At 71.5% G+C, this 26,107-nt stretch carries 19 protein-coding genes; 14 read left to right on the forward strand and 5 right to left on the reverse strand.

The annotated features are described in order from the left end of the window. The first annotated feature begins 67 nt into the window (after positions 1-67). Both ACIP8Z_RS36345 and hflX read left to right on the forward strand, forming a co-directional pair. A complete protein-coding gene (locus ACIP8Z_RS36345) occupies positions 68-1,558 on the forward strand; it encodes a M1 family metallopeptidase (RefSeq protein WP_402091049.1) in 1,491 nt (496 codons plus the stop codon). 203 nt (positions 1,559-1,761) lie between these two features. Then, the gene (gene hflX / locus ACIP8Z_RS36350; RefSeq protein WP_383864312.1) at positions 1,762-3,255 is read left to right on the forward strand and encodes a GTPase HflX; all 1,494 of its coding nucleotides are present in this window, start codon (positions 1,762-1,764) and stop codon (positions 3,253-3,255) included. Between the two features lie 138 nt (positions 3,256-3,393). Here hflX and ACIP8Z_RS36355 read toward each other — a convergent pair whose 3' ends face one another. Both ACIP8Z_RS36355 and ACIP8Z_RS36360 read right to left on the reverse strand, forming a co-directional pair. Next, on the reverse strand, positions 3,394-4,575 hold the full coding sequence (locus tag ACIP8Z_RS36355) for a trypsin-like serine peptidase (protein WP_402091051.1): 1,182 nt from the start codon (positions 4,573-4,575) through the stop codon (positions 3,394-3,396). A gap of 230 nt (positions 4,576-4,805) precedes the next feature. Continuing rightward, the gene (locus tag ACIP8Z_RS36360; RefSeq protein WP_402091053.1) at positions 4,806-5,984 is read right to left on the reverse strand and encodes a trypsin-like serine peptidase; all 1,179 of its coding nucleotides are present in this window, start codon (positions 5,982-5,984) and stop codon (positions 4,806-4,808) included. Positions 5,985-6,300: 316 nt separating this feature from the next. On the opposite strand from ACIP8Z_RS36360, the gene ACIP8Z_RS36365 reads away from it, so the two are divergent. The 5 genes from ACIP8Z_RS36365 to ACIP8Z_RS36385 all read left to right on the forward strand — a co-directional run bounded on the left by ACIP8Z_RS36365 (position 6,301) and on the right by ACIP8Z_RS36385 (position 14,940). Beyond that, positions 6,301-7,899, forward strand: coding sequence for a diaminobutyrate--2-oxoglutarate transaminase family protein (locus tag ACIP8Z_RS36365; RefSeq protein WP_402091055.1), 1,599 nt, complete (start codon positions 6,301-6,303; stop codon positions 7,897-7,899). Positions 7,900-7,937: 38 nt separating this feature from the next. Next, the gene (locus ACIP8Z_RS36370; protein WP_402091057.1) at positions 7,938-10,190 is read left to right on the forward strand and encodes an IucA/IucC family protein; all 2,253 of its coding nucleotides are present in this window, start codon (positions 7,938-7,940) and stop codon (positions 10,188-10,190) included. Between the two features lie 55 nt (positions 10,191-10,245). Next, positions 10,246-10,932 carry a GNAT family N-acetyltransferase gene (locus tag ACIP8Z_RS36375; protein WP_402091059.1) on the forward strand — a complete coding sequence of 229 codons (687 nt, stop codon included), beginning with the start codon at positions 10,246-10,248 and terminating at the stop codon, positions 10,930-10,932. Between the two features lie 67 nt (positions 10,933-10,999). Continuing rightward, on the forward strand, positions 11,000-12,916 hold the full coding sequence (locus ACIP8Z_RS36380) for an IucA/IucC family protein (protein WP_402091061.1): 1,917 nt from the start codon (positions 11,000-11,002) through the stop codon (positions 12,914-12,916). 50 nt (positions 12,917-12,966) lie between these two features. Continuing rightward, positions 12,967-14,940 carry an ATP-dependent DNA helicase gene (locus tag ACIP8Z_RS36385; RefSeq protein WP_319320506.1) on the forward strand — a complete coding sequence of 658 codons (1,974 nt, stop codon included), beginning with the start codon at positions 12,967-12,969 and terminating at the stop codon, positions 14,938-14,940. Positions 14,941-15,046: 106 nt separating this feature from the next. Here ACIP8Z_RS36385 and lexA read toward each other — a convergent pair whose 3' ends face one another. Beyond that, positions 15,047-15,835: a transcriptional repressor LexA gene (gene lexA / locus ACIP8Z_RS36390; protein ID WP_402091063.1), complete on the reverse strand. Its 789-nt coding sequence runs from the start codon at positions 15,833-15,835 to the stop codon at positions 15,047-15,049. Positions 15,836-16,269: 434 nt separating this feature from the next. Here lexA and nrdR point away from each other — a divergent pair, with 434 nt between their 5' ends. Together nrdR and ACIP8Z_RS36400 are read left to right on the forward strand one after the other, a co-directional pair. Further along, on the forward strand, positions 16,270-16,779 hold the full coding sequence (gene nrdR / locus ACIP8Z_RS36395; RefSeq protein WP_030325324.1) for a transcriptional regulator NrdR: 510 nt from the start codon (positions 16,270-16,272) through the stop codon (positions 16,777-16,779). Between the two features lie 169 nt (positions 16,780-16,948). Beyond that, positions 16,949-19,843: a vitamin B12-dependent ribonucleotide reductase gene (locus ACIP8Z_RS36400; protein WP_402091065.1), complete on the forward strand. Its 2,895-nt coding sequence runs from the start codon at positions 16,949-16,951 to the stop codon at positions 19,841-19,843. 93 nt (positions 19,844-19,936) lie between these two features. On the opposite strand, the gene ACIP8Z_RS36405 is transcribed toward ACIP8Z_RS36400, so the two are convergent. Next, positions 19,937-20,467, reverse strand: coding sequence for a TerD family protein (locus ACIP8Z_RS36405; RefSeq protein WP_402091067.1), 531 nt, complete (start codon positions 20,465-20,467; stop codon positions 19,937-19,939). A 112-nt stretch (positions 20,468-20,579) separates the two neighbouring features. Between ACIP8Z_RS36405 and ACIP8Z_RS36410 the strand changes: the two genes are divergently transcribed. Beyond that, entirely contained in the window at positions 20,580-21,440 is an 861-nt protein-coding gene (locus ACIP8Z_RS36410) for an arylamine N-acetyltransferase (protein ID WP_402091069.1), read from the forward strand. Positions 21,441-21,482: 42 nt separating this feature from the next. Next, positions 21,483-22,088: a YdbC family protein gene (locus ACIP8Z_RS36415; protein ID WP_319320523.1), complete on the forward strand. Its 606-nt coding sequence runs from the start codon at positions 21,483-21,485 to the stop codon at positions 22,086-22,088. A 40-nt stretch (positions 22,089-22,128) separates the two neighbouring features. Here ACIP8Z_RS36415 and ACIP8Z_RS36420 read toward each other — a convergent pair whose 3' ends face one another. Next, on the reverse strand, positions 22,129-22,758 hold the full coding sequence (locus ACIP8Z_RS36420; RefSeq protein ID WP_402091071.1) for a TetR/AcrR family transcriptional regulator: 630 nt from the start codon (positions 22,756-22,758) through the stop codon (positions 22,129-22,131). Between the two features lie 92 nt (positions 22,759-22,850). Between ACIP8Z_RS36420 and ACIP8Z_RS36425 the strand changes: the two genes are divergently transcribed. From ACIP8Z_RS36425 to ACIP8Z_RS36435, 3 genes are read left to right on the forward strand one after another with little or no spacing between them, the layout of a single operon-like run. Next, positions 22,851-24,461, forward strand: a complete 1,611-nt coding sequence (locus ACIP8Z_RS36425) for an ABC-F family ATP-binding cassette domain-containing protein (RefSeq protein WP_402091073.1) — start codon at positions 22,851-22,853, stop codon at positions 24,459-24,461. Positions 24,462-24,494: 33 nt separating this feature from the next. Continuing rightward, complete coding sequence (locus tag ACIP8Z_RS36430) at positions 24,495-25,154, forward strand: histidine phosphatase family protein (RefSeq protein ID WP_402091075.1); 660 nt, start codon at positions 24,495-24,497, stop codon at positions 25,152-25,154. Between the two features lie 12 nt (positions 25,155-25,166). Then, entirely contained in the window at positions 25,167-26,075 is a 909-nt protein-coding gene (locus ACIP8Z_RS36435) for an ADP-ribosylglycohydrolase family protein (protein WP_402091077.1), read from the forward strand. The last annotated feature ends 32 nt before the right edge of the window (positions 26,076-26,107 follow it).

Raw genomic sequence — 26,107 nt, forward strand, 5'->3', positions numbered from 1 at the left:
GCGCCGCCCGGGGGAGCGGGCGCGGCCCTGGTAGCCGTAGGGCCAGTCCTCCGGAAAGGCCTGGCCCATGCCGCTCGTCCGAACGCCCCTGCCCCGTGCGCGGTGGCTCCGCTCCGCCGTCCTGGTCGCCGCCTCGGCCGGGCTGGTCGCCGCCGCGCTGCCCGCCCCGGCGCCGCTCGGCATCGGGGACCCGCTCTTCCCCCACCTCGGCAATCCCGGTTACGACGTCCTGTCGTACGCCGTCGACCTCACCTACCCCGGGGTCAACACCGCGCCGCTGGCCGCGGTGACCCGGATCGACGCGCTCGCCACCGACGACCTGGAGCGGCTCAACCTCGACTTCACCCACGGCACGGTCTCCGCCGTCACCGTCGACGGCCTGGCCGCCACGTACGCCACCAGCGGCGAGGACCTGGTCGTCACCCCCGCCGTGCCGATCGACGAGGGCGAGTCGATCGAGATCACCGTCACCCACACCAGCGACCCGAGCGGTCCCGCCGACACCGGCGGCTGGGTCCGTACCAGCGACGGTCTCGCCATGGCCAACCAGGCGGACGCCGCCCACCGGGTCTTCCCGTCCAACGACCACCCGTCGGACAAGGCGTACTTCACCTTCCGCGTGACCGCCCCCAGCGAGCTCACCGCCGTCGCCAACGGCCTGCCCACCGGCCGGGTCACCCGGGGCGGCACGACGACCTGGACGTACCGCACCAGCCACCCCATGGCCACCGAGCTCGCCCAGGTGTCCATCGGCCGCTCCGCCGTCGTGCACCGGTCGGGCCCCCACGGCCTGCCCGTACGGGACGTGGTGCGCACCGCCGACCGGGAGCTGATGGAGCCCTGGCTCCGCAGGACCCCCGGCCACCTGGAGTGGATGGAGAGGAAGGTCGGCCCGTACCCCTTCGAGACGTACGGGGTGCTCATCGCGGACGCCACCACGGGCTTCGAGCTGGAGACCCAGACCCTGTCGCTCTTCGAGCGCCGCCTCTTCACCGAGCCGGGCTACCCCGAGTGGTACGTCGACTCGGTCATGGTGCACGAGCTGGCCCACCAGTGGTTCGGCGACAGCGTCTCGCCGCGGACCTGGTCCGACCTCTGGCTCAACGAGGGGCACGCCAGCTGGTACGAGGCGCTGTACGCCGAGGAGACCGCGGGCAAGTCCCTGGAGCGCCGCATGAAGGCCGCCTACGCCGCCTCCGACGGGTGGAGGGCCGACGGCGGCCCCCCGGCCGCTCCCGAGCCGCCCTCGCCCGGCCACAAGATCAGCCTCTTCCGGCCCGTGGTCTACGACGGCAGCGCCCTCGTCCTCTACGCGCTCCGCCAGGAGATCGGCACCCAGGCCTTCGAGCGCCTGGAGCGGCGCTGGGTCGCCGACCACCGGGACGGCACCGCCACCACCGCCGACTTCGTCGCCCTGGCCGGCGAGATCGCCGGGCGCGACCTCACCGCCTTCTTCCGCGGCTGGCTGTACGAGGCGAAGACCCCGGCCATGCCCGGCCACCCGGACTGGCGCAGCAGCCCGGCCCGGACCGCGCGGACCGCCCCGAAGCACGGCTGACGGGTCCCGGGCCCGGCGGGGACGACGGGCCCGAAACCCGGATGACGGGCCCCGCCGGGGCGTGTCACCATCTTCAGGTCGGCGACGCGGCCGGCGGACCGGGAATCTTCCCGTGCCCTCACGCGTTGTGACGGCATAAGACTCATCGCTCCCTGGCGCGCCGATACCGGCGCCGCTACGGAAGCAATCGACGTAAGGATCCAATGACCTCCTCTTCTTCCCCTTCCCAGGACGAGCAGAGCTTCGCGGAGACGAGCCGTACCGAGAGCCTTCGGGCCGATGCCCTGATGGAAGAGGACGTCGCCTGGAGCCACGAGATCGACGGAGAGCGGGACGGCGACCAGTTCGACCGTTCCGAGCGCGCGGCCCTGCGCCGTGTCGTGGGCCTCTCCACCGAACTCGAGGACGTCACCGAGGTCGAGTACCGCCAGCTGCGCCTGGAGCGCGTCGTGCTGGTCGGTGTCTGGACCTCCGGGACCGTCCAGGACGCGGAGAACTCCCTCGCGGAACTCGCGGCCCTCGCCGAGACGGCGGGCGCCCTCGTGCTCGACGGCGTGATCCAGCGCCGTGACAAGCCGGACCCGGCGACCTTCATCGGCTCCGGCAAGGCGCGCGAACTGCGCGACATCGTGGTCGAGACCGGTGCCGACACCGTCGTCTGCGACGGAGAGCTCAGCCCCGGCCAGCTCATCGCCCTCGAAGACGTCGTCAAGGTCAAGGTGGTCGACCGGACCGCCCTGATCCTCGACATCTTCGCCCAGCACGCCAAGTCCCGAGAGGGCAAGGCGCAGGTCGCGCTCGCGCAGATGCAGTACATGCTGCCGCGCCTCCGTGGCTGGGGTCAGTCGCTCTCCCGTCAGATGGGTGGTGGCGGCGGTGGCGGCATGGCCACCCGTGGTCCCGGTGAGACCAAGATCGAGACCGACCGGCGTCGTATCCGCGAGAAGATGGCGAAGATGCGCCGGGAGATCGCGGAGATGAAGACCGGCCGTGACATCAAGCGGCAGGAGCGGCGCCGTAACAAGGTGCCGTCGGTCGCCATCGCCGGATACACGAACGCCGGAAAGTCGTCCCTGCTCAACCGCCTCACCGGCGCGGGCGTGCTCGTGGAGAACGCCCTGTTCGCCACGCTCGACCCGACCGTCCGCCGGGCCGAGACGCCCACCGGCCGGGTCTACACCCTGGCCGACACCGTCGGCTTCGTCCGGCACCTGCCGCACCACCTGGTCGAGGCGTTCCGCTCCACCATGGAGGAGGTCGGCGACTCCGACCTCATCCTGCACGTGGTGGACGGCTCGCACCCGGCGCCGGAGGAGCAGCTGGCCGCCGTGCGCGAGGTCTTCCGGGACGTCGGTGCGGTCAACGTGCCGGAGATCGTCGTCATCAACAAGGCGGACGCGGCCGACCCGCTGGTGCTCCAGCGACTGCTGCGGATGGAGAAGCACTCCATCGTGGTCTCGGCCCGTTCGGGCCAGGGCATGCGGGAGCTGCTCGCGCTCATCGACTCCGAGCTGCCCCGCCCGCAGGTCGAGCTCGAAGCCCTCGTGCCGTACACGCAGGGCGGTCTCGTCTCGCGGGTGCACGCCGAGGGCGAGGTCGAGTCCGAGGAGCACACCCCGGAGGGCACCCTGCTCAAGGCCCGGGTGCACGAGGAACTGGCGGCGATGCTCGCTCCGTACGTTCCCGCGGCGCACTGACCTGCCGTACGACGCAGGCTTCGGCCTGACGTACGACGGACCGCTGGTCCGACGCGTACGACGAAGGCGCCGGCCTCCTCCCGCGAGGGAGGGGGCCGGCGCCTTCTGTCATGACGGTGGGCGCCGTGACGGGACGGGTCAGCGGGCGTACTTCTTGCTGACCATCTCGTGGGCCGCCTTGGCGCCCCGGCCCAGCTGCGGTCCCGCGAGCCAGCCGTTGCTGCCGGCCGGGCCGATCGAGGTGTTCGACACGAGCGCCGTCTTCCCGTTCGGCAGCACGCGGAACCAGCCGCCGCCGGACGAACCCGCGGTCATCGTGCAGCCGATCCGGTACATCACCGGAGTGGCGGGGGCCGTGGTCATGCGCGTCGCCCGGTCCAGGCACTTGTGCATGATCACGCCGTTGTACGGGGCGGCCTGCGGGTATCCCCAGGCGCCGATCGTGCCGGACTGCGCGGGCGCGGGGGCGGAGAAGTCGACCGGCAGCGCGGCACCGACGGTCTCCTCCAGGGACTTGCCGCCCCGCTGCGGCTGCACGTGCAGGACGGCGTAGTCGTACGGCCAGGCCTGGTTGGTGCCACCGGCCTTGATCCACTCACCCGAGGTCACGGCCCAGTCGGCCCAGTACTGGCCGTACGGGTAGATCTCGTGCGCCTGCGCGTTGTTGAGCGCGGAGGGGGACTTGCCCAGGTCGTTGAAGGCCGGGACGAAGGTGATGTTGCGGTACCAGCCGCCCTTCTTGCCCGCGTGGACACAGTGGCCGGCCGTCCAGACCAGGTTGGACCTACCGGGCCGGCGCGGGTCCTTCACGATGGTGCCGGAGCAGACCATGTGGCCCTGCGGTGAGTCGAAGAAGATCTTCCCGACCGGGGCCGCGTTGCGGTGGTACGGGGTCTTCTCGCGCTGCGCCTTGACGGGGCGGGGCGTCGGGTCGGTGCCGCCGCCTCCGGCCTGCGCGGTGATCGTGGGGTCGGGGCTCTTGGCGGACTGCATCCGCGCCGGGTCCCAGAGCCCGTCGATGACCGGGTTGACGAAGTCCTCGGCCTCACGCAGCCAGGTGTTCGTGTCCCAGTTCTTCCACTCGCCGTCCTTCCACTTGTCCAGGTCGACGCCGTGCTTCTTCAGCTTGTCGGCGAGGTCCTTGGTGAGGTCGGCGCCACCGTCTCCGGTGGCCGCGTCGTCGGTGCCCGACGCGGAACTGCTCGCTCCCGCGGCCGGCTTGTCGGCCGCGGGGGTCTCGGTGGGGCCGCAGGCCGTGGCGGTCAGCGCGAGCGCGGTGACCAGGCCGAGAGCGGCGGGCAGGAGTCGTATGGAACGCATGTGGTGAATTCCCCCTGAAGATGATTCCCGCGTCCGGGAAGCGGCCGCGTCTCCGGCGCGTTCTCGCCTGACGTTGCCATGGACGCGTCACTTGCGGTGCACAGTATGCCGGTCGCGCGAACGGCCGAGCGAAGGGCGGACCAGGGAGCTCTCCCGGTCCGGGCAGAGCCCTCTGGGGCCGGGCATGGGGGGAGGCGAGGCCCCGAGGGCCCCGCCTCCCGCCCGCGCGCCTACTGCCCGGCGTACTTCTTGCTGACCTCGTCGAACATGGCCTTGGCCTCGGGACCGAAGCGCGGACCCGCGAGCCAACCGGCCGTCGACGGGCCGATCGAGGTGTTCGACACCAGCGCCGGCTTGCCGTCACCGCCCTGGGCGACCCAGCCGCCACCGGACGAACCACCGGTCATCGTGCAGCCGATGCGGTACATCGTCGGCTGCTCCGCCTTCAGGGACAGCCGGCCCGGCTTGTCCTCGCACTGGAACATCCGCTGGCCGTCGAACGGCGGCGCCGCCGGGTAACCGGTCGCCTTCATGGCCGCGATCTTCGGCACCGCCGGCGCGTTGAAGTCCACGGGAAGCGCCGAACCGACGGTCTCCTCAAGGGACTTGGTCGTGCCGCCCTTCTCCGGGGTCACCTTGATGACCGCGAAGTCGTAAGGAGCGCCCGCACCGCCCGTGGACGCGCCCTCGGCGATCCACTGGTCGGAGGTCTTGACCCAGTCCGCCCACCACACGCCGTACGGCGCGATCTGCTCCCGCGACGCCTTCTCGAGGTCGGCGGTCGACAGAGCGGAGTCGTTGTACGAGGGCACGAAGGCGATGTTGCGGTACCAGCCGCCCGTCTTGCCCTTGTGGACACAGTGGCCGGCCGTCCACACCATGTTCGACTTGCCGGGGTGCGCCGGGTCCTGCACGACCGTGGCCGAGCAGACCATCGAGCCCTCGGGGCCGTCGAAGAAGACCTTCCCGGACTCCGGGGCGTTGGCGTGGTACTTCGCCGCCACGGCCTTCGCCCGCACCGGGGCCGGCGTCGGGTCGGTCACGCCCTCGTCACCCGAGATGTCCTCCTCCTCGACCGGCTTGTCGGGGCGCTCGGCGTCCCGCATCCGGTCCGGGTCCCAGAGGTCCTCGATGATCGGGTTGACGAAGTCCTGGGCCTCACGCAGCCACTTGTCGCGGTCCCAGTTCTTCCACTCGCCGTTCCGCCACTTGTCGACGTCGATCCCGTGCTCCTTCAGGCGACCCTTCAGGTCCTCCGGAATCTTGATCTTGTCGACCGGGTTCTGGGCGGTCGCGGAAGCGCTGGGCTTGTCTCCCGCGTTCTCCTCGCTCGGTCCGCAGGCCGTAACGGTGAGCGTCAGCGCCGCGACGGCGGAAGCCGCCGTCAGCAGCGGACGAATCGATCGCATCTCGTGATCCCCCTGGGACTACGTCAACTTGTGCATGGACAGCGGCCGCGCCCGTGCGGGCGGCGGCCGACGGCCCCCACTATGCCGGTGCCGGAGGGGACGGTACGCGGCCGGTCGGCGGTTCCTGCCATGGTTCCGTCGTTGCCGTGCCGTGATCCGGGACACGCCAAGTTCTTGCCTCCGGCCCGTGATCCTGGGCAGTTCGCGTCGTTGGTACGTACGGGGGACACAACGGTGGCGTTCAGGGCGGCCCTTGCGGCGGCTCCACGACGTCCCGATGTGCAACGCAACTGTTACAGCGGGAGGACACCGAGCCGTGGCCGTGACCGATTCAGCTCCGCCCGTCCCACCGGCCGCGCGGACGCAGACCCGGACGCCCGACGGGCCCGCCGCCGGACCGCCCGACGAGGCCGGCCCAGGGACGCACACCCCGACGACCCGGGACACCCCGGACCGAGGACCTTCGGACCGGGCGGCTCCGGCCCAAGGTGACCAGGATCGGGCGGCTTCTGCCCAGGGAGCCTCGGATCAGGGGGGCGGTGGCGGGTACGAAGGCATCCTGCGCCGCCAGTCCCTGCGGGAGTCCGCCGCCCGCACCTACGCCCGCTCCCTGCCCATCGTCCCCGTGCGGGCGCGAGGGCTGACCATCGAGGGCGCCGACGGCCGCCGCTATCTGGACTGCCTGTCCGGGGCCGGGACGCTCGCCCTCGGCCACAACCACCCCGTGGTCCTGGAAGCCGTCAAGAAGGTCCTCGACTCCGGTGCCCCGCTCCATGTCCTCGACCTCGCCACCCCCGTCAAGGACGCCTTCACCTCCGAGCTGTTCGCCACCCTGCCCGGGGAACTCGCCGACGACGCCCGCATCCAGTTCTGCGGACCGGCCGGAACGGACGCCGTGGAGGCGGCCCTCAAACTGGTCCGCACCGCCACCGGCCGCAGCGGACTCCTCGCCTTCACCGGCGCGTACCACGGCATGACGTCCGGCGCCCTCGACGCCTCGGGCGGAGCGACCGACGTCCGCGTCACCCGGCTGCCGTACCCGCACTCGTACCGCTGCCCCTACGGCGTCGGCGGCGCCCGCGGCGCCCGACTCGCCGCCAGCTGGACCGAGAACCTCCTCGACGACCCCAAGAGCGGCGTCACCACCCCCGCCGGAATGATCCTCGAAGCCGTCCAGGGCGAGGGCGGGGTCATCCCCGCGCCCGACGACTGGATGCGCCGGATGCGCCGCATCACCGCCGACCGCTCCATCCCCCTCGTCGTCGACGAGGTCCAGACCGGCGTCGGCCGCACCGGCGCCTTCTGGGCCGTCGAGCACAGCGGCATCGTGCCCGACGTGATGGTCCTCTCCAAGGCCATCGGCGGCTCCCTCCCCCTCGCCGTCATCGTCTACAGGTCCGAGCTCGACGCCTGGGAACCCGGTGCCCACGCGGGCACCTTCCGCGGCAACCAGCTCGCCATGGCCGCCGGCACGGCCACCCTCGCGTACGTCCGCGAGAACCGACTCGCCGAGCGGGCCGGCATCCTCGGCGCCCGCATCCTCGGCCAACTCCGGGGCCTCGCCGCCGCCCACTCCTGCGTCGGCGACGTCCGCGGCCGGGGCCTCATGATCGGCGTCGAACTCGTCGACCCCGACGCGGCGGGACCGGACGACCCCGTACCGCCCGCCGCCCCCGCCCTGGCCCTCGCCGTCCAGCAGGAGTGCCTCGCCCGCGGCCTCATCGTCGAACTCGGCGGACGGCACTCCGCCGTGGTCCGGCTCCTGCCCCCGCTCACGCTCACCGACGAGCAGGCCACCGCCGTCCTGGACCGCTTCGCCGACGCCCTCGCCGCGGCCGAACGGGCCCACACCCCCCAGCTGCCCGCCGCCCGCAGGCCCACGGCCGCCCGGACCGCTCCCGGGCCGTCCCACTGACCCGGGCCGCCCCGGCCCCGCCCCCCAAGGAAGCCCCCGTGAACGCCACGCCCCCCTCCCCGGCGCCCGAGACCGAGGCCCCCCTCGCCGCCGAGCAACTCACCTCCCAGGTCCTCGCCTCCACGCCACTGGACCCCTCCCTGCTGACAACCGAGTCCCTCGCCACCGAGGCACTCACCGCCACGGAGACCCCGTCCCACCTCCTCACCACCGACCCCCGCCCCGACCCAGAGCCCGGCTCCACGGTTCCCGACGCCGCAGTCCACGGCTCCACGGTTCCCGGCTCCACGGACCTCGGCGTCTCGGAGCCCGGCGCCACGGGGTCCAGGCCGACGGTCCTCGGCGCCACGGTCCCCGGCGTCTCGGAGCCCGGCGCCACGGAGCCCGCCGCCGCGGCCCGCCCCGCCGATGCCACGGTCCCGCGCCAGCACATCGGCCCGTACGACCCCCGACCGCACCGCACGGCCGCGGGAACCAGCCCGCTGAGCGACCCGCACCCGCAAACGCACCGCCAGTCCGACGCCACCGCCCCGCAGAGCGCCCCTGCCCCGGGCCCGCACCGCCCGGCCGGCGCCGACCCCCTGGAGGACCCGGATCCGCAGCGCGCCGCCGACGCGGCCGCCGTCGAGAACCTCCTCCGCTGCTGGGTCCGAGAGAAGAACCTGCCCGCCCCCGGCTCCACCACCCTGCGCATCCCCCTCGACGCCAGCGGCACCGCCCTCCTCGTCCCCGTCCGCTACTGGTCGCCCACCGGCTGGCACCGCTTCGGCGCTCCCGCCCTCGAAGGCCTCCCGGCCACGGCCCCCACCGTCGACGCCGTGACCGTGGCCGCCCTGCTCAGCCGGGAGACCGGCCGCCCCGAGGCCACCGAACTCGTCGGCAGGGTCGCCGACTCGGCCCGCCGCACCGCGGACTTCCTCACCGAGCGCCGCCGCTCGCCCCAACCGCACCCGGACGCCGACCTCTTCCTCGCCGCCGAACAGTCCCTGCTGCTCGGCCACCCCCTCCACCCCACGCCCAAGAGCCGCGAAGGCCTCTCCGAAGCCGAGGCCCGGCTCTACTCACCCGAACTCCACGGCTCCTTCCCCCTCCACTGGCTCGCCGTCGACTCCTCCCTCCTGGCCTCCGACTCCGGCTGGACCGAACAGGGCCGCCCCGTCAGCGCCGAGCAACTCGCCATCGGCCTCGCCGAAGGGCTCGCGCTCCCCGCCGGAACCGCGCCCCTGCCCGTCCACCCCTGGCAGGCCCGCGAACTTCTGCACCGCCCCGACATCCGCGCCCTCATCGACACCGGCCTCCTCCACGACCTCGGTCTCCACGGCAGCCCGTGGCACCCCACCTCCTCCGTCCGTACCGTGCACCGCCCCGGCGCCCGGGCCATGCTCAAGCTCTCCCTCGGCCTGCGCATCACCAACTCGCGCCGCGAGAACCTCCGCAAGGAGCTCCACCGCGGTGTCGAGGTCCACCGGCTGCTCCGTACCGGCCTCGTCGACGAATGGCAGGCCGCCCACCCCGGCTTCGACATCGTCCGCGACCCCGCGTGGCTCGCCGTCGACACCCCGGACGGCGCCCCCGTCCCCGGCCTCGACCTCATGATTCGCCACAACCCCTTCGGGCCCGGCGACGACGCCGTCTGCATCGCCTCCCTCACCGCTCCCCGGCCCTGGCCCGGAACCAGCGCCATGCGCTCCCGCCTCGCCGACGTCATCGGCCGCCTCGCCGCCCGCACCGGCCGTCCCACCACGGCCGTCTCCGCCGAGTGGTTCCTCCGCTATCTCGACCAGGTCGTCCGCCCCGTCCTCTGGCTCGACGGACACGCCGGCATCGCCCTGGAGGCCCACCAGCAGAACACCCTGGTGCTCCTCGACCCCGACGGCTGGCCGGTCGGCGGCCGCTACCGTGACAATCAGGGCTACTACTTCCGCGAGTCCCACCGGAGCGAGCTGGAGAGCCGCCTCCCCGGCATCGGCGCCGAGAGCGACACCTTCGTCTCCGACCAGGTCACCGACGAGCGCTTCGCCTACTACCTCGGCATCAACAACGTCCTCGGCCTGATCGGCGCCTTCGGCGCCCAGCACCTCGCCGACGAGCGCGTCCTGCTCGCGGCCTTCCGCAGCTTCCTCACCTCCGCCACCAGCCTCGGCTCACCCCTGCCGCACCGCCTCCTGGAAGCAGCGACCCTCCGCAGCAAGGCCAACCTCCTCACCCGCCTGCACGGCATGGACGAACTCGTCGGACCCGTCGACACGCAGTCCGTCTATGTCACCGTCACCAACCCCCTCCGCGCCTGAGCGCGCCTTCGGAGAACCCACGCCCCGACCGCACCGCCGAGAGGAGAGCGACACCGTGTCACCCACCCGCCCACCGGCCGACCCGCCCGGTGACGACACCCTCGACCTGAGGCTCGACGAACTCGTCACCCTCCTCGAAGGCGGCCACATCGAGGCCGAACTCCTCGACGGCGACCTGCTGGACTCCGTCGCCTCCTGGAGCCCGGCCCACACGTCCGCCGGCGTCTTCCAGCTCGTCCCCGTGCGGCTCGAACGAGACCTGCCGCTCGTCGCCCGATGGATGAACGACCCCGCCGTCGCCGCCTTCTGGGAACTGGCCGGACCCGAGACCGTGACCGCCGAGCACATCCGGACCCAACTCGAAGGCGACGGTCGCAGCGTCCCCTGCCTCGGAGTGCTCGACGCCACGCCCATGAGCTACTTCGAGATCTACCGCGCCGACCTCGACCCGCTCGCCCGGCACTATCCGGCGCGCCCCCACGACACCGGTATCCATCTGCTGATCGGAGGCCTCACCGACCGGGGCCGCGGCGTCGGCAGCACACTGCTGCGCGCCGTCGCCGATCTCGTCCTCGACCACCGTCCCCGCTGTACCCGCGTCGTCGCCGAACCCGACATCCGTAACACCCCCTCCGTCTCGGCCTTCCTCAGCGGCGGCTTCCGCTATGCGGCGGAAGTCGACCTCCCTGACAAGCGAGCGGCGCTCATGATGCGTGACCGCGCCCTCCGTCACGTTCTGTGAACAACCCTCTGTCTTCTCTACACCGCTCGACCCACAGCGGTTCCCACTCCGAGGAGTCCTCGTGTCGATGTCCCCTGCACCCCACGACTCCGCACAGCCCACCCCCTCCGCCGCAGCTCCCGCCTCTTCCTCCAGGGCCGAACCGGCGCCGACGCCCGCACTGCCCGGGTCCCCGCCACCCGCGTCCGCCGAACCGCTCGCGTCCCCTGAACCGCCTGCGCCGCCCAAGCTGCTCACGCCGCCCGAGCTGAACGCCGCCGCCTGGGCCAGGGCCTCCTCCCGGCTCCTCGCCAAGGCCCTCGCCGAGTTCGCGTACGAGGAGATCGTCGAACCCGCACCGGTGGCGGACGAACCGGACCTCCACACCCTGCGCCTCGACGACGGCACCGCCCTCACCTTCCGCGCCCGCCGAGGCGCCTACGGCAGCTGGTACGTCGCCGCCGACTCGATCACCCACGAGGGCCGGCCCATGACCGACGCCCTCGACTTCCTGGTCCGCGCCCGCCGCCTCCTCCAGCTCGACGGCGCCACCCTCGGCCACCTCATCCGCGAGCTCTCCGCCACCCTCGCCGCCGATGCCCGCCTCGACCACACCGCCCTCTCCGCCGCCCGGCTCGCCGCCCTCTCCTACGCCGAGCTCGAAGGACACCAGACCGGCCACCCCTGGCTCGTCCTCAACAAGGGCCGCATCGGCTTCTCCGCCACCGACGCCGCCCATTGGGCACCCGAGGCCCGCCGCGCCACCCGGCTGCCGTGGATCGCCGTCAGCAACCGCCTCGCCGCCTACCGGGGCGTGTCCGGGCTCGGCACCCCCGACCGTCTCTACGCCCAGGAGCTCGACCCCGAGGTCCACGCCGCGTTCCGCGCCGAGCTCACCGCCCGCGGCCACGAACCCGACGGCTATCTCCTGCTGCCCATCCACCCCTGGCAATGGGACGAGATCCTGCTTCCGCTGTATGCCCCGGCCATCGCCACCGGGGCCGTCGTCCCGCTCTCCGCGGACGGCGACCTCCGGCTGCCGCAGCAGTCGGTCCGTACCTTCCTCAACACCAGCCGCCCCGACCGGCACACCGTCAAACTCCCGCTGTCCGTGCTCAACACCCTGGTCTGGCGCGGCCTGCCCACCGAACGCACCCTCGCCGCTCCCGCCGTCACCGCATGGGTCCACGGCCTCCGCGACGCCGACCCGTTCCTGCGGGACGAGTGCGGGGTGATCCTCCTCGGCGAGGTCGCCTCCGTCACCGTCGAGCACCCCCTGTACGACCGGCTGCCCGAAGTCCCGTACCAGTACAAGGAACTCCTCGGCGCGATCTGGCGCGAACCGCTGCGACTGCCCCCGGGCGAGCGGGCCCGCACCCTCGCCTCCCTGCTCCACACGGACCCCGACGGGCGGGCCTTCGTCGCCGAACTCGTCGAGCGCTCCGGGCTCGCTCCGGCCGCCTGGCTCCAGCACCTCTTCGCCGCGCTGCTGCCCCCGCTGCTGCACTTCCTCTACCGCTACGGCACGGTCTTCTCCCCGCACGGCGAGAACGCCATCGTCGTCTACGACGGGGAGGACGTCCCCGTACGCCTGGCGATCAAGGACTTCGTCGACGACGTGAACATCAGCGCCCAGCCCCTTCCCGAGCACGACACCCTGCCGGGCGACGTGCGCGCCGTCCTCCTGACCGAGGAGCCCGACTTCCTCGTCCAGTTCATCCATTCGGGGCTCTTCGTCGGTGTCTTCCGCTATCTGGCACCGCTCTGCGAGGAGCAACTCGGTGTGCCGGAGGCGGACTTCTGGTCCCTCGTCCGCGCGGAGATCCTGCGCCACCAGGCGCGCTTCCCCGAGCTGAAGGAACGGTTCGAGCTCTTCGACCTCCTCACCCCCCGGATCGAGCGGCTCTGCCTCAACCGCAACCGTCTGCACCTGGACGGCTACCGGGACCGTCCCGAGCGACCCCACGCGGCCGTCCACGGGACCGTGCCCAACCCGCTCGCGTGACGCGCGCGCGTGCCTTTGCTGTCAGTGGCGCCCCGTAGGGTGGAAGGGCTATGACGAAGCCATCCCTCCCCGACCTCCTCCACGCCGCCGTCACCGCCGTCGGCGGCACGGAGCGGCCCGGCCAGGTCACCATGGCCGAGGCCGTGGCCGAGGCCATCGACGACAATTCCCACCTCCTCGTCCAGGCCGGCACCGGCACGGGCAAGTCGCTCGGCTACCTGGTGCCGGCGCTGGCCCAGGGCGAGCGGGTGGTGGTGGCCACGGCCACCCTGGCGCTCCAGCGCCAGCTCGTCGAGCGTGACCTCCCGCGCACGGTCGACGCGCTGCATCCGCAGCTGCGCCGCCGCCCCCAGTTCGCCATGCTCAAGGGCCGGTCGAACTACCTCTGTCTGCACCGGCTCCATGAAGGGGTCCCGCAGGACGAGGAGGAAGGCCTCTTCGACCCCTTCGAGGCGGCCGCGCCCAGCAGCAAGCTGGGCCAGGACCTGATGCGGCTCCGGGACTGGTCGGACGAGACGGAGACGGGCGACCGGGACGACCTGACGCCCGGCGTCTCCGACAAGGCCTGGGCCCAGGTCTCGGTCTCCTCCCGGGAGTGCCTCGGCGCGAGCAAGTGCGCGTACGGGCCGGAGTGCTTCGCCGAGTCGGCCCGCGAGCGGGCCAAGCTCGCCGACGTCGTCGTCACCAACCACGCCCTCCTCGCGATCGACGCCATCGAGGGCGCCCCGGTGCTCCCGCAGCACGAGGTGCTGATCGTCGACGAGGCCCACGAGCTGGTCTCCCGGGTCACCGGGGTCGCCACCGGCGAGCTCACCCCCGGCCAGGTCAACCGTGCCGTGCGCCGGTCCTCGAAGCTGGTCGACGAGAAGGTGGCCGACCAGCTGCAGACCGCCGCCGAGGGCTTCGAGCGGGTCATGGAGCTGGCCCTGCCGGGACGCCTGGAGGAGATCCCGGAGGACCTCGCGTACGCCCTGATGGCGCTGCGTGACGCAGCCCGCGCGGTGATCACGGCCCTGGGCTCCACCCGGGACCGGTCGGTGCAGGACGAGGACGCCGTGCGCAAGCAGGCCATGGCCTCGGTGGAGACCGTCCACGGTGTGGCGGAGCGGATCACCCAGGGTTCGGAGTACGACGTCGTCTGGTACGAGCGGCACGACCGTTTCGGAGCCTCGGTGCGGGTCGCGCCGCTCACCGTCTCGGGTCTGCTGCGGGAGAAGCTGTTCACGGAGCGGTCCGTGGTCCTGGCCTCGGCCACGCTCAAGCTGGGCGGCGACTTCAACGGCGTCGGCGCCTCGCTGGGGCTCGCTCCGGAGGGCACCACGGGGGACGACCTGCCCGTCTGGAAGGGGATCGACGTCGGCTCCCCGTTCGACTACCCCAGGCAGGGCATCCTCTACGTCGCCAAGCACCTCTCCCGCCCCGCGCGGGACGGGGACCGGGGCGACATGCTCGACGAGCTGACCGAGCTGATGCAGGCGGCCGGCGGGCGGACCCTCGGTCTGTTCTCCTCGATGCGTGCGGCCCAGCAGGCGGCGGAGGAGCTGCGGATCCGTGTCCCGGAGCTGCCGATCCTCCTCCAGGGCGAGGACACGCTGGGCGAGCTGATCAAGAACTTCGCGGCGGACCCGAAGACGTGTCTCTTCGGCACGCTGTCGCTCTGGCAGGGCGTGGACGTCCCGGGGGCCAGCTGTCAGCTGGTCGTCATGGACAAGATCCCGTTCCCGCGCCCGGACGATCCGCTGATGAGCGCCCGGCAGAAGGCCGTCGAGGAGGCCGGGGGCAATGGCTTCATGGCGGTCGCGGCGACCCACGCGGCCCTGCTCATGGCGCAGGGCGCCGGTCGACTCGTTCGGGCCACGGGCGATCGGGGTGTCGTGGCGGTTCTCGACCCCCGGCTCGCGACGGCGCGGTACGGCAGCTATCTGAAGGCCTCGCTGCCCGACTTCTGGTACACGACCGACCGCAACCAGGTGCGGAAGTCGCTGGCGGCGATCGATGCCGCGTCGAAGGCGGCGGAGGCCTGAGGTTCCACCCTGCCGAGCCCCGGTCTCCCGGGGCTCGGCAGGACACGGCAGGGCCCCGGGACCGGCGCAGTGGGTCCCGGGGCCCGGTCAGAGCCGGCGAGCTGAGTCAGACTCGCCGCAGGACTGCCACCACCTTGCCGAGGATGGTCGCCTCGTCGCCGGGGATGGGCTGGTATGCCGCGTTGTGCGGGAGCAGCCAGACGTGGCCGTCCTCGCGCTTGAAGCGCTTGACCGTGGCCTCGCCGTCGAGCATGGCCGCGACGATGTCGCCGTTCTCCGCGACCGGCTGGCGGCGGACGGTGACCCAGTCGCCGTCACAGATGGCGGCCTCGATCATCGAGTCGCCGACGACCTTGAGGACGAAGAGCTCGCCGTCACCGACAAGCTGCCGGGGGAGCGGGAAGACGTCCTCGACGGACTCCTCGGCGAGGATCGGGCCACCGGCCGCGATCCGGCCGACCAGGGGCACGTACGACGCGGCGGGCTTGCCCGTGGTGTCCGTCGGCTGGGTGCTCGGCTGGTCGGAGCCGCGCACCTCGTAGGCCCGGGGGCGGTGCGGGTCCCGGCGCAGGAAGCCCTTGCGCTCCAGCGCCATGAGCTGGTGCGCCACCGAGGACGTGCTGGACAGGCCGACGGCCTGCCCGATCTCGCGCATCGACGGCGGGTAGCCCCGCCGCTGGACCGAGTCGCGGATGACTTCGATGACCCTGCGCTGCCGGTCGGTGAGACCGGAGCTGTCGGCTCGGATGCCTGGAGGTCGCCCGGGGAGGGCGCGGGCGGGTCGCCCGGGCTCCTCACCGTTCATGTTTGTGTCATTCATGGCGTGCACCGGCTCGAGTCGGCCCTGGGAGCGGTCCTGGGCGGTGATGGTGGCACTGTCTGCGGTGGTGGTCACGTCGTCGGCCCCTCTCGAATGGTCTCCCTGGCTGGCACAACGGTAGTGGCTTTCGAAAGGTTGCGCCAAACACACGTTCGAGTGAAAATTCGCAGATTGCCTTACGCGTGTACGCATGCAGGTGTATGAGCACTCTCGCGCCGCCGTCCCGAATCGGTCGTCACGGTAGCCTTCGCCGCTGGGTCGCGCGCGGTGCACCCTCTCAGTGTCGCATCCGGGGCGCTCGAATCGCGGGAGCCGACACGTCGCGACACGCGGAACGCCCGGAATCGCCGCCAACCCAAGATCTAGTGGTTGGATGGCACCGGCCACCCAGGGGTAGTGGTCCCCGGTCTGCCGGGGCTGCCTACATCGCCTATGCTGGTGGTCGCTTCGCAGGGCCTTGACGGTCGGGCGAGGTTCACCAGTCGTGCCGTGAGGGAGGGTCGGAACCAATGCACTGCCCCTTCTGCAGGCACCCCGACAGCCGTGTCGTCGACAGTCGCACCACCGACGACGGGACGTCGATCCGGCGCCGGCGCCAGTGCCCCGACTGCTCCCGTCGTTTCACGACGGTGGAGACGTGCTCGCTCATGGTGGTGAAGCGGTCCGGTGTCACCGAGCCCTTCAGCCGTACCAAGGTCATCTCCGGCGTACGCAAGGCGTGCCAGGGGCGACCGGTCACCGAGGACGCCCTCGCCAAGCTCGGCCAGCGGGTCGAGGAGGCGGTGCGCGCCACCGGCAGCGCCGAGCTGACCACCCATGACGTGGGACTGGCCATTCTCGGCCCGTTGCAGGAGCTCGACCTCGTCGCGTACCTGCGCTTCGCTTCCGTGTACAAGGCTTTCGACAGCCTCGAAGACTTCGAGGCCGCCATCGCGGAACTCCGCGTGCGGCCTCCCGCTGAGAACCGCGGGACCGGTGCGACCCCTGAGGTCCCCGTTCCCGCCACCGCCGCCGACTGACCGGCGGTCCGGGCCCCGTGCCCGGCGGCCGGCCGCCGAGCGGCCTGGCAGACGTGCCCCGAGCGACCCCCGTGGCGCTCGTGGCAGCAGTACAGAACGACGTACAGAAGACGGTGCCCTGGGACTATCTGGGTGCCAAAGTGTGTTTTGCCCGTATATGGGAGGCGGCATGACAGAGACGGCGAGCGGTCCGGCACGTGGTTCTCGTTCCAAGGGAGCGAAGGCGACGAGCAAGGGCCTGCGTATCGAGCGCATCCACACCACCCCTGGCGTGCATCCGTACGACGAGGTGGCGTGGGAGCGCCGTGACGTCGTCATGACCAACTGGCGCGACGGCTCGATCAACTTCGAGCAGCGTGGCGTCGAGTTCCCCGACTTCTGGTCGGTGAACGCGGTCAACATCGTCACCAGCAAGTACTTCCGCGGGGCCGTCGGCACCCCGCAGCGCGAGACCGGTCTCAAGCAGCTCATCGACCGGATCGTGAAGACGTACACGAAGGCCGGCGAGGAGTACGGCTACTTCGCCTCGCCCGCCGACGCCGAGATCTTCGAGCACGAGCTGGCCTACGCCCTCCTGCACCAGATCTTCAGCTTCAACTCGCCGGTCTGGTTCAACGTCGGCACGCCCCAGCCCCAGCAGGTCTCCGCCTGCTTCATCCTGTCCGTCGACGACTCCATGGAGTCCATCCTCGACTGGTACAAGGAAGAGGGCATGATCTTCAAGGGCGGCTCCGGCGCCGGCCTGAACCTCTCCCGCATCCGCTCCTCCAAGGAGCTGCTCTCCTCCGGCGGCAACGCCTCCGGCCCGGTCTCGTTCATGCGCGGTGCCGACGCCTCCGCCGGAACGATCAAGTCGGGTGGCGCGACCCGCCGCGCGGCCAAGATGGTCATCCTCGACGTCGACCACCCCGACATCGAGGACTTCATCGAGACCAAGGTCAAGGAGGAGGAGAAGATCCGCGCCCTTCGTGACGCGGGCTTCGACATGGACCTGGGCGGCGACGACATCACGTCCGTCCAGTACCAGAACGCCAACAACTCCGTCCGCGTGAACGACACGTTCATGAAGGCCGTCGAGTCCGGCGGGAAGTTCGGTCTCACCTCCCGGATGACCGGCGAGGTCATCGAGGAGGTCGACGCCAAGTCGCTCTTCCGCAAGATGGCCGAGGCCGCGTGGGCCTGTGCCGACCCGGGCATCCAGTACGACGACACGATCAACCACTGGCACACCTGCCCCGAGTCCGGCCGTATCAACGGCTCGAACCCGTGCAGCGAGTACATGCACCTGGACAACACGTCCTGCAACCTCGCCTCGCTGAACCTGATGAAGTTCCTCAAGGACGACGGCAAGGGCAACCAGGCCTTCGAGGTCGAGCGCTTCGCCAAGGTCGTCGAGCTCGTCATCACCGCGATGGACATCTCCATCTGCTTCGCCGACTTCCCCACCCAGAAGATCGGCGAGAACACCCGCGCCTACCGCCAGCTCGGCATCGGCTACGCCAACCTCGGCGCCCTGCTGATGGCGACCGGCCACGCGTACGACTCCGACGGCGGCCGGGCCCTCGCCGGTGCCATCACCTCCCTGATGACCGGCACCTCGTACAAGCGCTCCGCCGAGCTCGCCGCGGTCGTCGGCGCGTACGACGGCTACGCCCGCAACGCCGAGCCGCACCAGCGCGTCATGCAGCAGCACGCCGACGAGAACACCAAGGCCGTCCGTGTGGACGACCTGGACTCGCCGATCTGGGCCGCCGCCACGGAGGCCTGGCAGGACGTGATCCGCCTCGGCGCCAAGAACGGCTTCCGCAACGCCCAGGCCTCGGTCATCGCCCCGACCGGCACCATCGGTCTCGCGATGTCCTGCGACACGACCGGCCTCGAGCCCGACCTCGCCCTGGTCAAGTTCAAGAAGCTCGTCGGCGGCGGCTCGATGCAGATCGTCAACGGCACCGTCCCGCAGGCCCTGCGCCGCCTGGGCTACCAGGAGGAGCAGATCGAGGCGATCGTCGCCCACATCGCCGAGAACGGCAATGTGATCGACGCGCCCGGCCTGAAGACCGAGCACTACGAGGTCTTCGACTGCGCCATGGGCGAGCGCTCCATCTCCGCGATGGGCCACGTCCGCATGATGGCCGCCATCCAGCCGTGGATCTCGGGCGCCCTCTCCAAGACCGTGAACCTGCCGGAGACGGCCACGGTCGAGGACGTCGAAGAGGTCTACTTCGAGGCCTGGAAGATGGGCGTCAAGGCGCTCGCCATCTACCGCGACAACTGCAAGGTCGGCCAGCCCCTCTCCGCCAAGAAGAAGGAGGAGGAGAAGGTCGAGGTCACCGCGAAGACCGAGGCGACGATCCGCGAGGCCGTCGAGAAGGTCGTCGAGTACCGCCCGGTCCGCAAGCGTCTGCCCAAGGGCCGCCCGGGGATCACCACCTCCTTCACCGTCGGTGGCGCCGAGGGTTACATGACCGCCAACTCCTACCCGGACGACGGTCTGGGCGAGGTCTTCCTCAAGATGTCCAAGCAGGGCTCGACGCTCGCCGGCATGATGGACGCCTTCTCCATCGCCGTCTCCGTCGGTCTGCAGTACGGCGTTCCGCTGGAGACGTACGTCTCGAAGTTCACCAACATGCGCTTCGAGCCGGCCGGCATGACGGACGACCCGGACGTGCGGATGGCGCAGTCGATCGTCGACTACATCTTCCGCCGCCTGGCGCTGGACTTCCTGCCCTTCGAGACCCGCTCCGCGCTCGGCATCCACTCGGCCGAGGAGCGTCAGCGCCACCTGGACACCGGCTCGTACGAGCAGTCCGAGGAGGACGAGGTCGACGTCGAGGCGCTGGCCCAGTCCGCGCCCCGCGCCCAGGAGCTGAAGGCCGTCGCGGCCCCGGCCCCGAAGATCGAGGTTCCGGCCCCGAAGCAGGCGCACACCTCGGCGGAGCTCGTCGAGATGCAGCTCGGCATCAGCGCCGACGCCCCGCTCTGCTTCTCCTGCGGGACGAAGATGCAGCGCGCCGGCTCCTGCTACATCTGCGAGGGCTGCGGCTCGACCAGCGGCTGCAGCTGACATCCGCCAGGTGCTTCATGAAGGGGACCGGCCTCGTGCCGGTCCCCTTTGCCATGTCCGCGTGCGTCCAGGCTTCGGGCGCGTGGGGAACCCTCAGGCGCGTATGGAGCCCAGCACGGTGCCGAACACCTGGGGGTCGGCGTCGAATCCGTGGCTGATCGGGCGGTACGTCCAGCCGTCGGTGCCGTCCCGGGTGAACTCCACGACCGTCGCCGAGAGGGCGTCCGGCACGTCCGCGAAGTCGTGGACCAGCAGGTCCGTGTAGCCCTCGCGGACCCGTATGCCCGTGTTCGCCACGTCGCCGAAGGACCGCCGCCCGCCGCCCTGCTGTATGGCGACGCCCACCACCACGCGTGCGTACCGCGGTGCCAGGCGGTCGAGCTCCAGGGTCATGGCCTCGTCGTAGCCGAATCCCTGGCCCGTACGGCTGTCCCGGTGGAGCGTGATCGTGCCGTCGGGGGACCGGCTGCCGAAGTGCACCAGCTGGACCGGGGCTCCGTGAGGGTCGTCCGCGGCGAAGACGCCGGCGACGATGTCCAGGTCGTGGGCCGGCGCGCCGATCGGGGCGGGGTCCCACCTGAGCGTCACCTCGACCCGGCCCACCCCTTTGTTGAGTCCGCTCATGGTGCTTCCCCTCTCCGCGTACGCCCCCGCGCACGCCTCGCGTCGAACTGTCCACCCGCTCAAAAGCCCTTGGTCGTGGGCTGATTGCTCATGGTGTCATGGGGCTACGACAGTGGACCCGGGGGTTGAGGGGGAGAGCGGTTTGTGGAGTGGTGAGGAGCTGGATCTCGATGCATATCTGGCTCGAATCGGATACGAGGCCGAACGGGACGGGGAACTCGCCGCCGATCTCCGTACATTGACGGCTCTTCACCGCGCGCACGTCCGAGCGGTGCCCTTCGAGAACCTCGACGTCGCCCTGGGGCGACCTGTCCCGCTGGATCTGAAGAGCCTTCAGGCCAAGCTCGTCGAGCGACCCCGTGGAGGCTACTGCTACGAGCAGAACTCCCTGTTCGCCGCGGTGCTCGAACGGATCGGCTTCACGGTGACCGGGCGCGGCGCGCGGAACCGTTCACGCGGCGCGGCGCTTCCGCCCGTCACGCACGCGCTGCTCGTCGTCGCGATCGAGGGCGAACAGTGGCTCGCCGACGTGGGGTTCGGCTGGCAGGGGCCGCTGGAGCCGGTGCCCCTGCGGGACGGGGCGCGCGTCGAGCAGAGCGGCTGGACGTTCGGGATGGCCGTGGAGGACGAGGGCATCCATGTCCTGCGGTCCCTGCGCCCGCAGGGGTGGACCGATCTGTACGCCTTCTCCCCGCAGACCCTCTACCCGGGTGACTTCACCGTCATGAACCACTACAGCTCCAGCCATCCGCAGTCGCGCTTCCTCGGCCAGGTCGTGGCCCAGCGGCCCGGGGAGGACGAGCGCAGGGCACTGGTGCGCGACACGCTGTCGACGGTACGGACGGACGGAGTCGTCGAGGAACGTCCCGTACCCGTGAACGAGTTGATCGCGACGCTGGAGGGCCTCTTCGGGATCGAACTGGACGACGAGGAGCGCACGGGACTCGAGCGCGTGCACCCGGCGGGACCCTGACGGGGTCTGCCGGGGCGGTCTCCGGGCCCGTACGATGGCGCGGTGCTGGTCAAGTGGATTCGCTGCACCGTGATGGACCGTCGAGGGTTCGAGCGGGGACAGCGGAAATGGGCGGGGCTGCTCGGTGAGCCGGGATTCCGGGGACAGGGCGGCGGGTGGAGCCGGGCTCGGCCGGACGTCGCCCATGTCTTCGGCTTCTGGGAGAGCCGGGCCTTCTACGACTCGTTCATGGCGCGTTCGCACGATCGCCTGGCGGCCGCGCAGATGGGCACGTACAAAGACATCCAGGTCAAGCTGTTCGACCACCGCTTCGACGTCAAGACCGGGTTCGAGCCGAAGTTCTCGGACGCCGACGTGGCGAGGGTGGCGCACTGCCGTGTCCACGAGGACCGCGCCGAGCACTTCGCGCTGATGCAGGAGAAGGTGTGGAACCCGGCGATGGCCGGGTCCCCCGGCATGTTGCGGGGACTGTTCGGCGAGGCGCCCGGCAGCGAGTTCCTGGTGCTGTCGATGTGGCAGTCCGCCGCGGAGCACGGGAAGTACCGGGTCGAGCGGATCGAGCGGCTCGGACTCCGGGCCAGGACCGCGGCCGACGTGGCGGCGCTGGCCGGTGACGTGGTGCAGCTCGAGCCGGCCTGGACGGTCTGAGCGGGCCTGAGACGCCCGCCGCGTCGAAGCCGGGAAAGGGCTACGCGGGGACGTACGCGCCCGCTTCGACCCCTGCCAGAACCGCGCGCGCCGCCTGGTCCGCGAGCGCGCCGTCGATCGGCTCGCGGGTGATGAAGAGCCGCAGGAACAGGGGTGCGGAGACCGCCCGGACGACCGCGCCGGCGTCGGTGCCCCGCGGTGCCTCGCCGCGGTCGACGGCCCGGGTGACGACGGCCTCGCAGCGCCGGAAGCGCTCGGTGTAGAAGGTGTGCAGGGCCTCCGCTGCCCGCGGGGACTGGAACGCGGCGCCGATGAACGCGGTGGGGGCCGCGCCTGTGGCGGGATCGCCGAACGCGTCGACGACCTCGTGCGCGAGTGCGCGCAGATCTCCGGAGAGGCTCCCCGTGTCCGGTGGCGTCCAGGCGTCCTCGTTCGCCAGGTCGAGCGCGTCGGCGAGGAGGCCTTCGACGCTGCCCCAACGGCGGTAGAGCGTCGTCTTGTGGACGCCCGAGTGCTCGGCGACGTACTCCACGGTCAGGGCGGGGTAGCCGTGCTCGGACAGGCCGGTCAGGACGGCGTCGCGGACGGCCGCCCGGGTGCGGGCGGTGCGGCCGCCGGGGCGCGTGCTGCCGGGCGCCGGGGCCGGGCGCTCCTCGATCGAGTCATTCAATTGCTACTCCCGTTGCATTAGTGCTTCGAGTCTGCCACGCTCGCCTTAATGCAATCAATGTTGCATTTGACAGTCCACTTCTGGAGGCGCCGTTGCCCACTCAGATCTCACTGCACGACGTCGTCGTGTCCCGTGGCGAACGACTGCTCCTCGATCAGGTCTCGCTCTCCGTGCGCCCCGGGGAGCGGATCGGGATCGTGGGGGAGAACGGCGCGGGGAAATCGACTCTGCTGCGTCTCCTCGCCGGGGCGGAGCAGCCCGACGAGGGCAGCGTCGTCACCGTCGCCGAGGGCGGCCTGCGGATGCTCGCCCAGACGCCCGAGCTGCCTCCCGGAGCCACCGTCGGTGACGCGATCGACGCCGCGCTCGCCGAGCTCCGCGCCATGGAGCGGCGGCTGCGCGCACTCGAAGCCGGACTCGACGCGGCGGACGGTGGGGAGCTCGACGCGTACGGCGAGCTCCTCACCGCCTACGAACTGCGGGGCGGGTACGAGGCGGACGCCCGGGTCGACAAGGCTCTTCACGGACTCGGCCTCGCCGGTACCGGTCGTGACCGGAGACTCGGCAGCCTCTCCGGCGGCGAGCTCGCCCGGCTCGGCATCGCCTGCGCGGTCGCGGCCGGCCCCGAAGTGCTCCTGCTCGACGAACCCACCAACCATCTCGACGCGCAGGCGCTCGACTGGTTGGAGGGCGCCCTCCTCGCGCACCGCGGGACCGTCGTGGCCGTCTCCCACGATCGGACCTTCCTGGAGCGCGTCGCCACCGCGATCGTCGAGGTGGACGCCGACCGGCGTGCGCTCGTGCGGTACGGGGACGGATACGCCGGCTACCGCGCGGCACGGGCAGCCGCGCGGCGGCGCTGGGAGGAGGCCTACGAGGAGTGGTGCGAGGAGACGGCGCGACTGGAGGCCTACGCCGCGACCACGGCGCACGGGGTCGCGTCCGGGAGGGAGATGAAGGACAACAACAAAATGGCCTTCGACCGGGCTGCGGGCCGCGTCCAGGCCTCGGTCTCGGGGCGCGTCCGCAACGCGCGGGAGCGACTGAGACGACTCCGTGCGGAGCCCGTGCCCCCGCCGCCTCCGCCCTTGTCCTTCTCCGCCCGGCCCCTGGCCGGCGGAGCTGAGGGAGCGCTCGTCACCCTGACCGGTGTTCGGGTCGCGGACCGGCTCTCCGTGGACACGCTCACCGTGCGGGCCGGGGAGCGGCTGCTCGTCCACGGCGGCAACGGCGCGGGGAAGTCCACACTGCTGCGGGTCATGGCAGGAGCGGTCGACCCCGACGCCGGGGACGTCCGGCGTGCCGGACGGATCGGGTACCTGGCCCAGGACGTCACGGTGCGGCGCCCGGAGGAGCGGCTGCTGGCCTGTTTCGGACGCGGGCTCGCCCTCGCCGAGGACGAGCGGGCCGAACTGCTCCTGTCGTACGGACTGTTCCGCCCGGCCGACCTGAGTGTCCCGGTCGGCGGTCTCTCCGCGGGCCAGCTCCGTCGGCTGGCGCTCGCCCGGCTGCTTGCCAGGCCCGCCGACCTCCTGCTGCTCGACGAGCCGGGCAACCACCTGGCCCTGGGGCTCGTGGAGGAGCTGGAAGCGGCGCTGGAGCAGTGGACCGGAGCCCTTGTGGTGGTCTCGCACGACCGTGCGCTGCGCCGCCGCTTCACCGGACACATACGCCGGATGGACTCCGGACGCCTCCTCGGTTGAGCCCGCCCAGGACCGGCGATCTAGGGTCGGGGTATGGCACGACCGCGGCGCATCGTTCTCGTACGGCACGGAGAGTCCGAGGGCAATGTCGATGACACGGTGTACGAACGGGAGCCCGACCATGCCCTGCGGCTCACGGAGACCGGGCGGCGGCAGGCGGAGGAGACGGGGGAGCGGCTGCGGGAACTCTTCGGGGACGAGGCGGTGAGCGTCTACGTCTCGCCGTACCGCCGCACCCACGAGACCCTCCGGGCCTTCCGGCTGCCTCCCGAGCAGGTCAGGGTGCGGGAGGAGCCCCGGCTGCGGGAGCAGGACTGGGGCAACTGGCAGGAGCGGGAGGACGTACGCCTGCAGAAGGCCTATCGGGACGCGTACGGGCACTTCTTCTACCGCTTCGCGCAGGGCGAGTCGGGGGCGGACGTGTACGACAGGGTCGGCTCGTTCCTGGAGAGCCTCTACCGCAGCTTCGAGGCGCCCGACCATCCGCCCAACGTCCTGATCGTCACCCACGGGCTGACCATGCGGCTGTTCTGCATGCGCTGGTTCCACTGGACGGTGGCGGACTTCGAGTCGCTGTCGAACCCGGGCAACGCCGAGACCCGCATGCTCCTGCTCGACCCGGACGGGCGATACCGGCTGGACAGGCCGTTCGAACGCTGGCGTACCCCGGAACCGTACGGCCCTACCGGATAGAGTGGCAGACCGATGACCGCTGACTCCTCATTCGACCGGCGCTTCGACCGCGCCCTGGCCAGCCTGCGCGGGCTGTCCGTGGGAGACGCCCTGGGCTCCCAGTTCTTCGTACCCGCCAACTATCCCCTGCTGAAGCGGCGCGAGCTGCCCGAAGGCCCCTGGCAGTGGACCGACGACACCGAGATGGCCTGCTCCGTCCTGGCCGTCCTCGCCCACCACGAACGGATCGACCAGGACGCCCTGGCCATGTCCTTCGCTCAGCACCACGACTTCGACCGGGGCTACGGCCCCGCGGTCAACCGCATGCTCCGGCTCATCCGGGAAGGGGGCGACTGGCGGGAGCTGGCCGCCGCGCTCTTCCAGGGGCAGGGCTCCTGGGGCAACGGTGCCGCGATGCGGATCGCTCCGCTCGGAGCCTGGTACGCGGACGACCCGGAGCAGGCGACGCACCAGGCCGAGATCTCCGCCTACACGACCCACCAGCACCGTGAGGCCGTGGTGGGTGCCATGGCCGTCGCCGCCGCGGCCGCCCTGGCCGCCGACCCGGCCGGGCCGCCCACTCCGGAGGCGCTGCTCGACGGAGTCGTCGCCCTGGTGCCGCGCAGCGCGGTCGGGGCGGGCCTGCGTCGGGCGCGCGACATGCTCGACTACGGCGACGCGGGCACGGTCGCGGCGGTCCTCGGCAGCGGGCGGCGGACGAGCGCACACGACACGGTTCCGTTCGCGCTCTGGTCGGCGGCCCGTGGTCTCGGCGACTTCGAGCGGGTGTTCTGGACGACCGCCCAGGTCGGTGGCGATGTCGACACGACCTGTGCCATCGCCGGAGGCGTGGTGGCCGCGGCGGCGACCGGAGCGCCGCCGGCGGAGTGGCTGCGGCAGACCGAGGAGCTGCCGGAGTGGGTCCCGGCCGAGAAGGTCTGAGACGGCACGACGGCCCCTGAACCCCGGAAGGG

The organism is Streptomyces sp. NPDC088553, assembly GCF_044752965.1.
Taxonomy (GTDB): domain Bacteria; phylum Actinomycetota; class Actinomycetes; order Streptomycetales; family Streptomycetaceae; genus Streptomyces.

Bases quoted from the DNA above. Each gene is read 5' to 3' on its own strand.
- nrdR (WP_030325324.1), top strand. From the start codon at position 16,270: ATGCACTGCCCCTTCTGCAGGCACCCCGACAGCCGTGTCGTCGACAGT.
- ACIP8Z_RS36355 (WP_402091051.1), bottom strand. From the start codon at position 4,575: ATGCGTTCCATACGACTCCTGCCCGCCGCTCTCGGCCTGGTCACCGCG.
- ACIP8Z_RS36380 (WP_402091061.1), top strand. From the start codon at position 11,000: ATGTCCCCTGCACCCCACGACTCCGCACAGCCCACCCCCTCCGCCGCA.
- ACIP8Z_RS36435 (WP_402091077.1), top strand. From the start codon at position 25,167: ATGACCGCTGACTCCTCATTCGACCGGCGCTTCGACCGCGCCCTGGCC.
- ACIP8Z_RS36360 (WP_402091053.1), bottom strand. From the start codon at position 5,984: ATGCGATCGATTCGTCCGCTGCTGACGGCGGCTTCCGCCGTCGCGGCG.
- ACIP8Z_RS36430 (WP_402091075.1), top strand. From the start codon at position 24,495: ATGGCACGACCGCGGCGCATCGTTCTCGTACGGCACGGAGAGTCCGAG.
- ACIP8Z_RS36385 (WP_319320506.1), top strand. From the start codon at position 12,967: ATGACGAAGCCATCCCTCCCCGACCTCCTCCACGCCGCCGTCACCGCC.
- ACIP8Z_RS36400 (WP_402091065.1), top strand. From the start codon at position 16,949: ATGACAGAGACGGCGAGCGGTCCGGCACGTGGTTCTCGTTCCAAGGGA.
- ACIP8Z_RS36345 (WP_402091049.1), top strand. From the start codon at position 68: ATGCCGCTCGTCCGAACGCCCCTGCCCCGTGCGCGGTGGCTCCGCTCC.
- hflX (WP_383864312.1), top strand. From the start codon at position 1,762: ATGACCTCCTCTTCTTCCCCTTCCCAGGACGAGCAGAGCTTCGCGGAG.
- ACIP8Z_RS36405 (WP_402091067.1), bottom strand. From the start codon at position 20,467: ATGAGCGGACTCAACAAAGGGGTGGGCCGGGTCGAGGTGACGCTCAGG.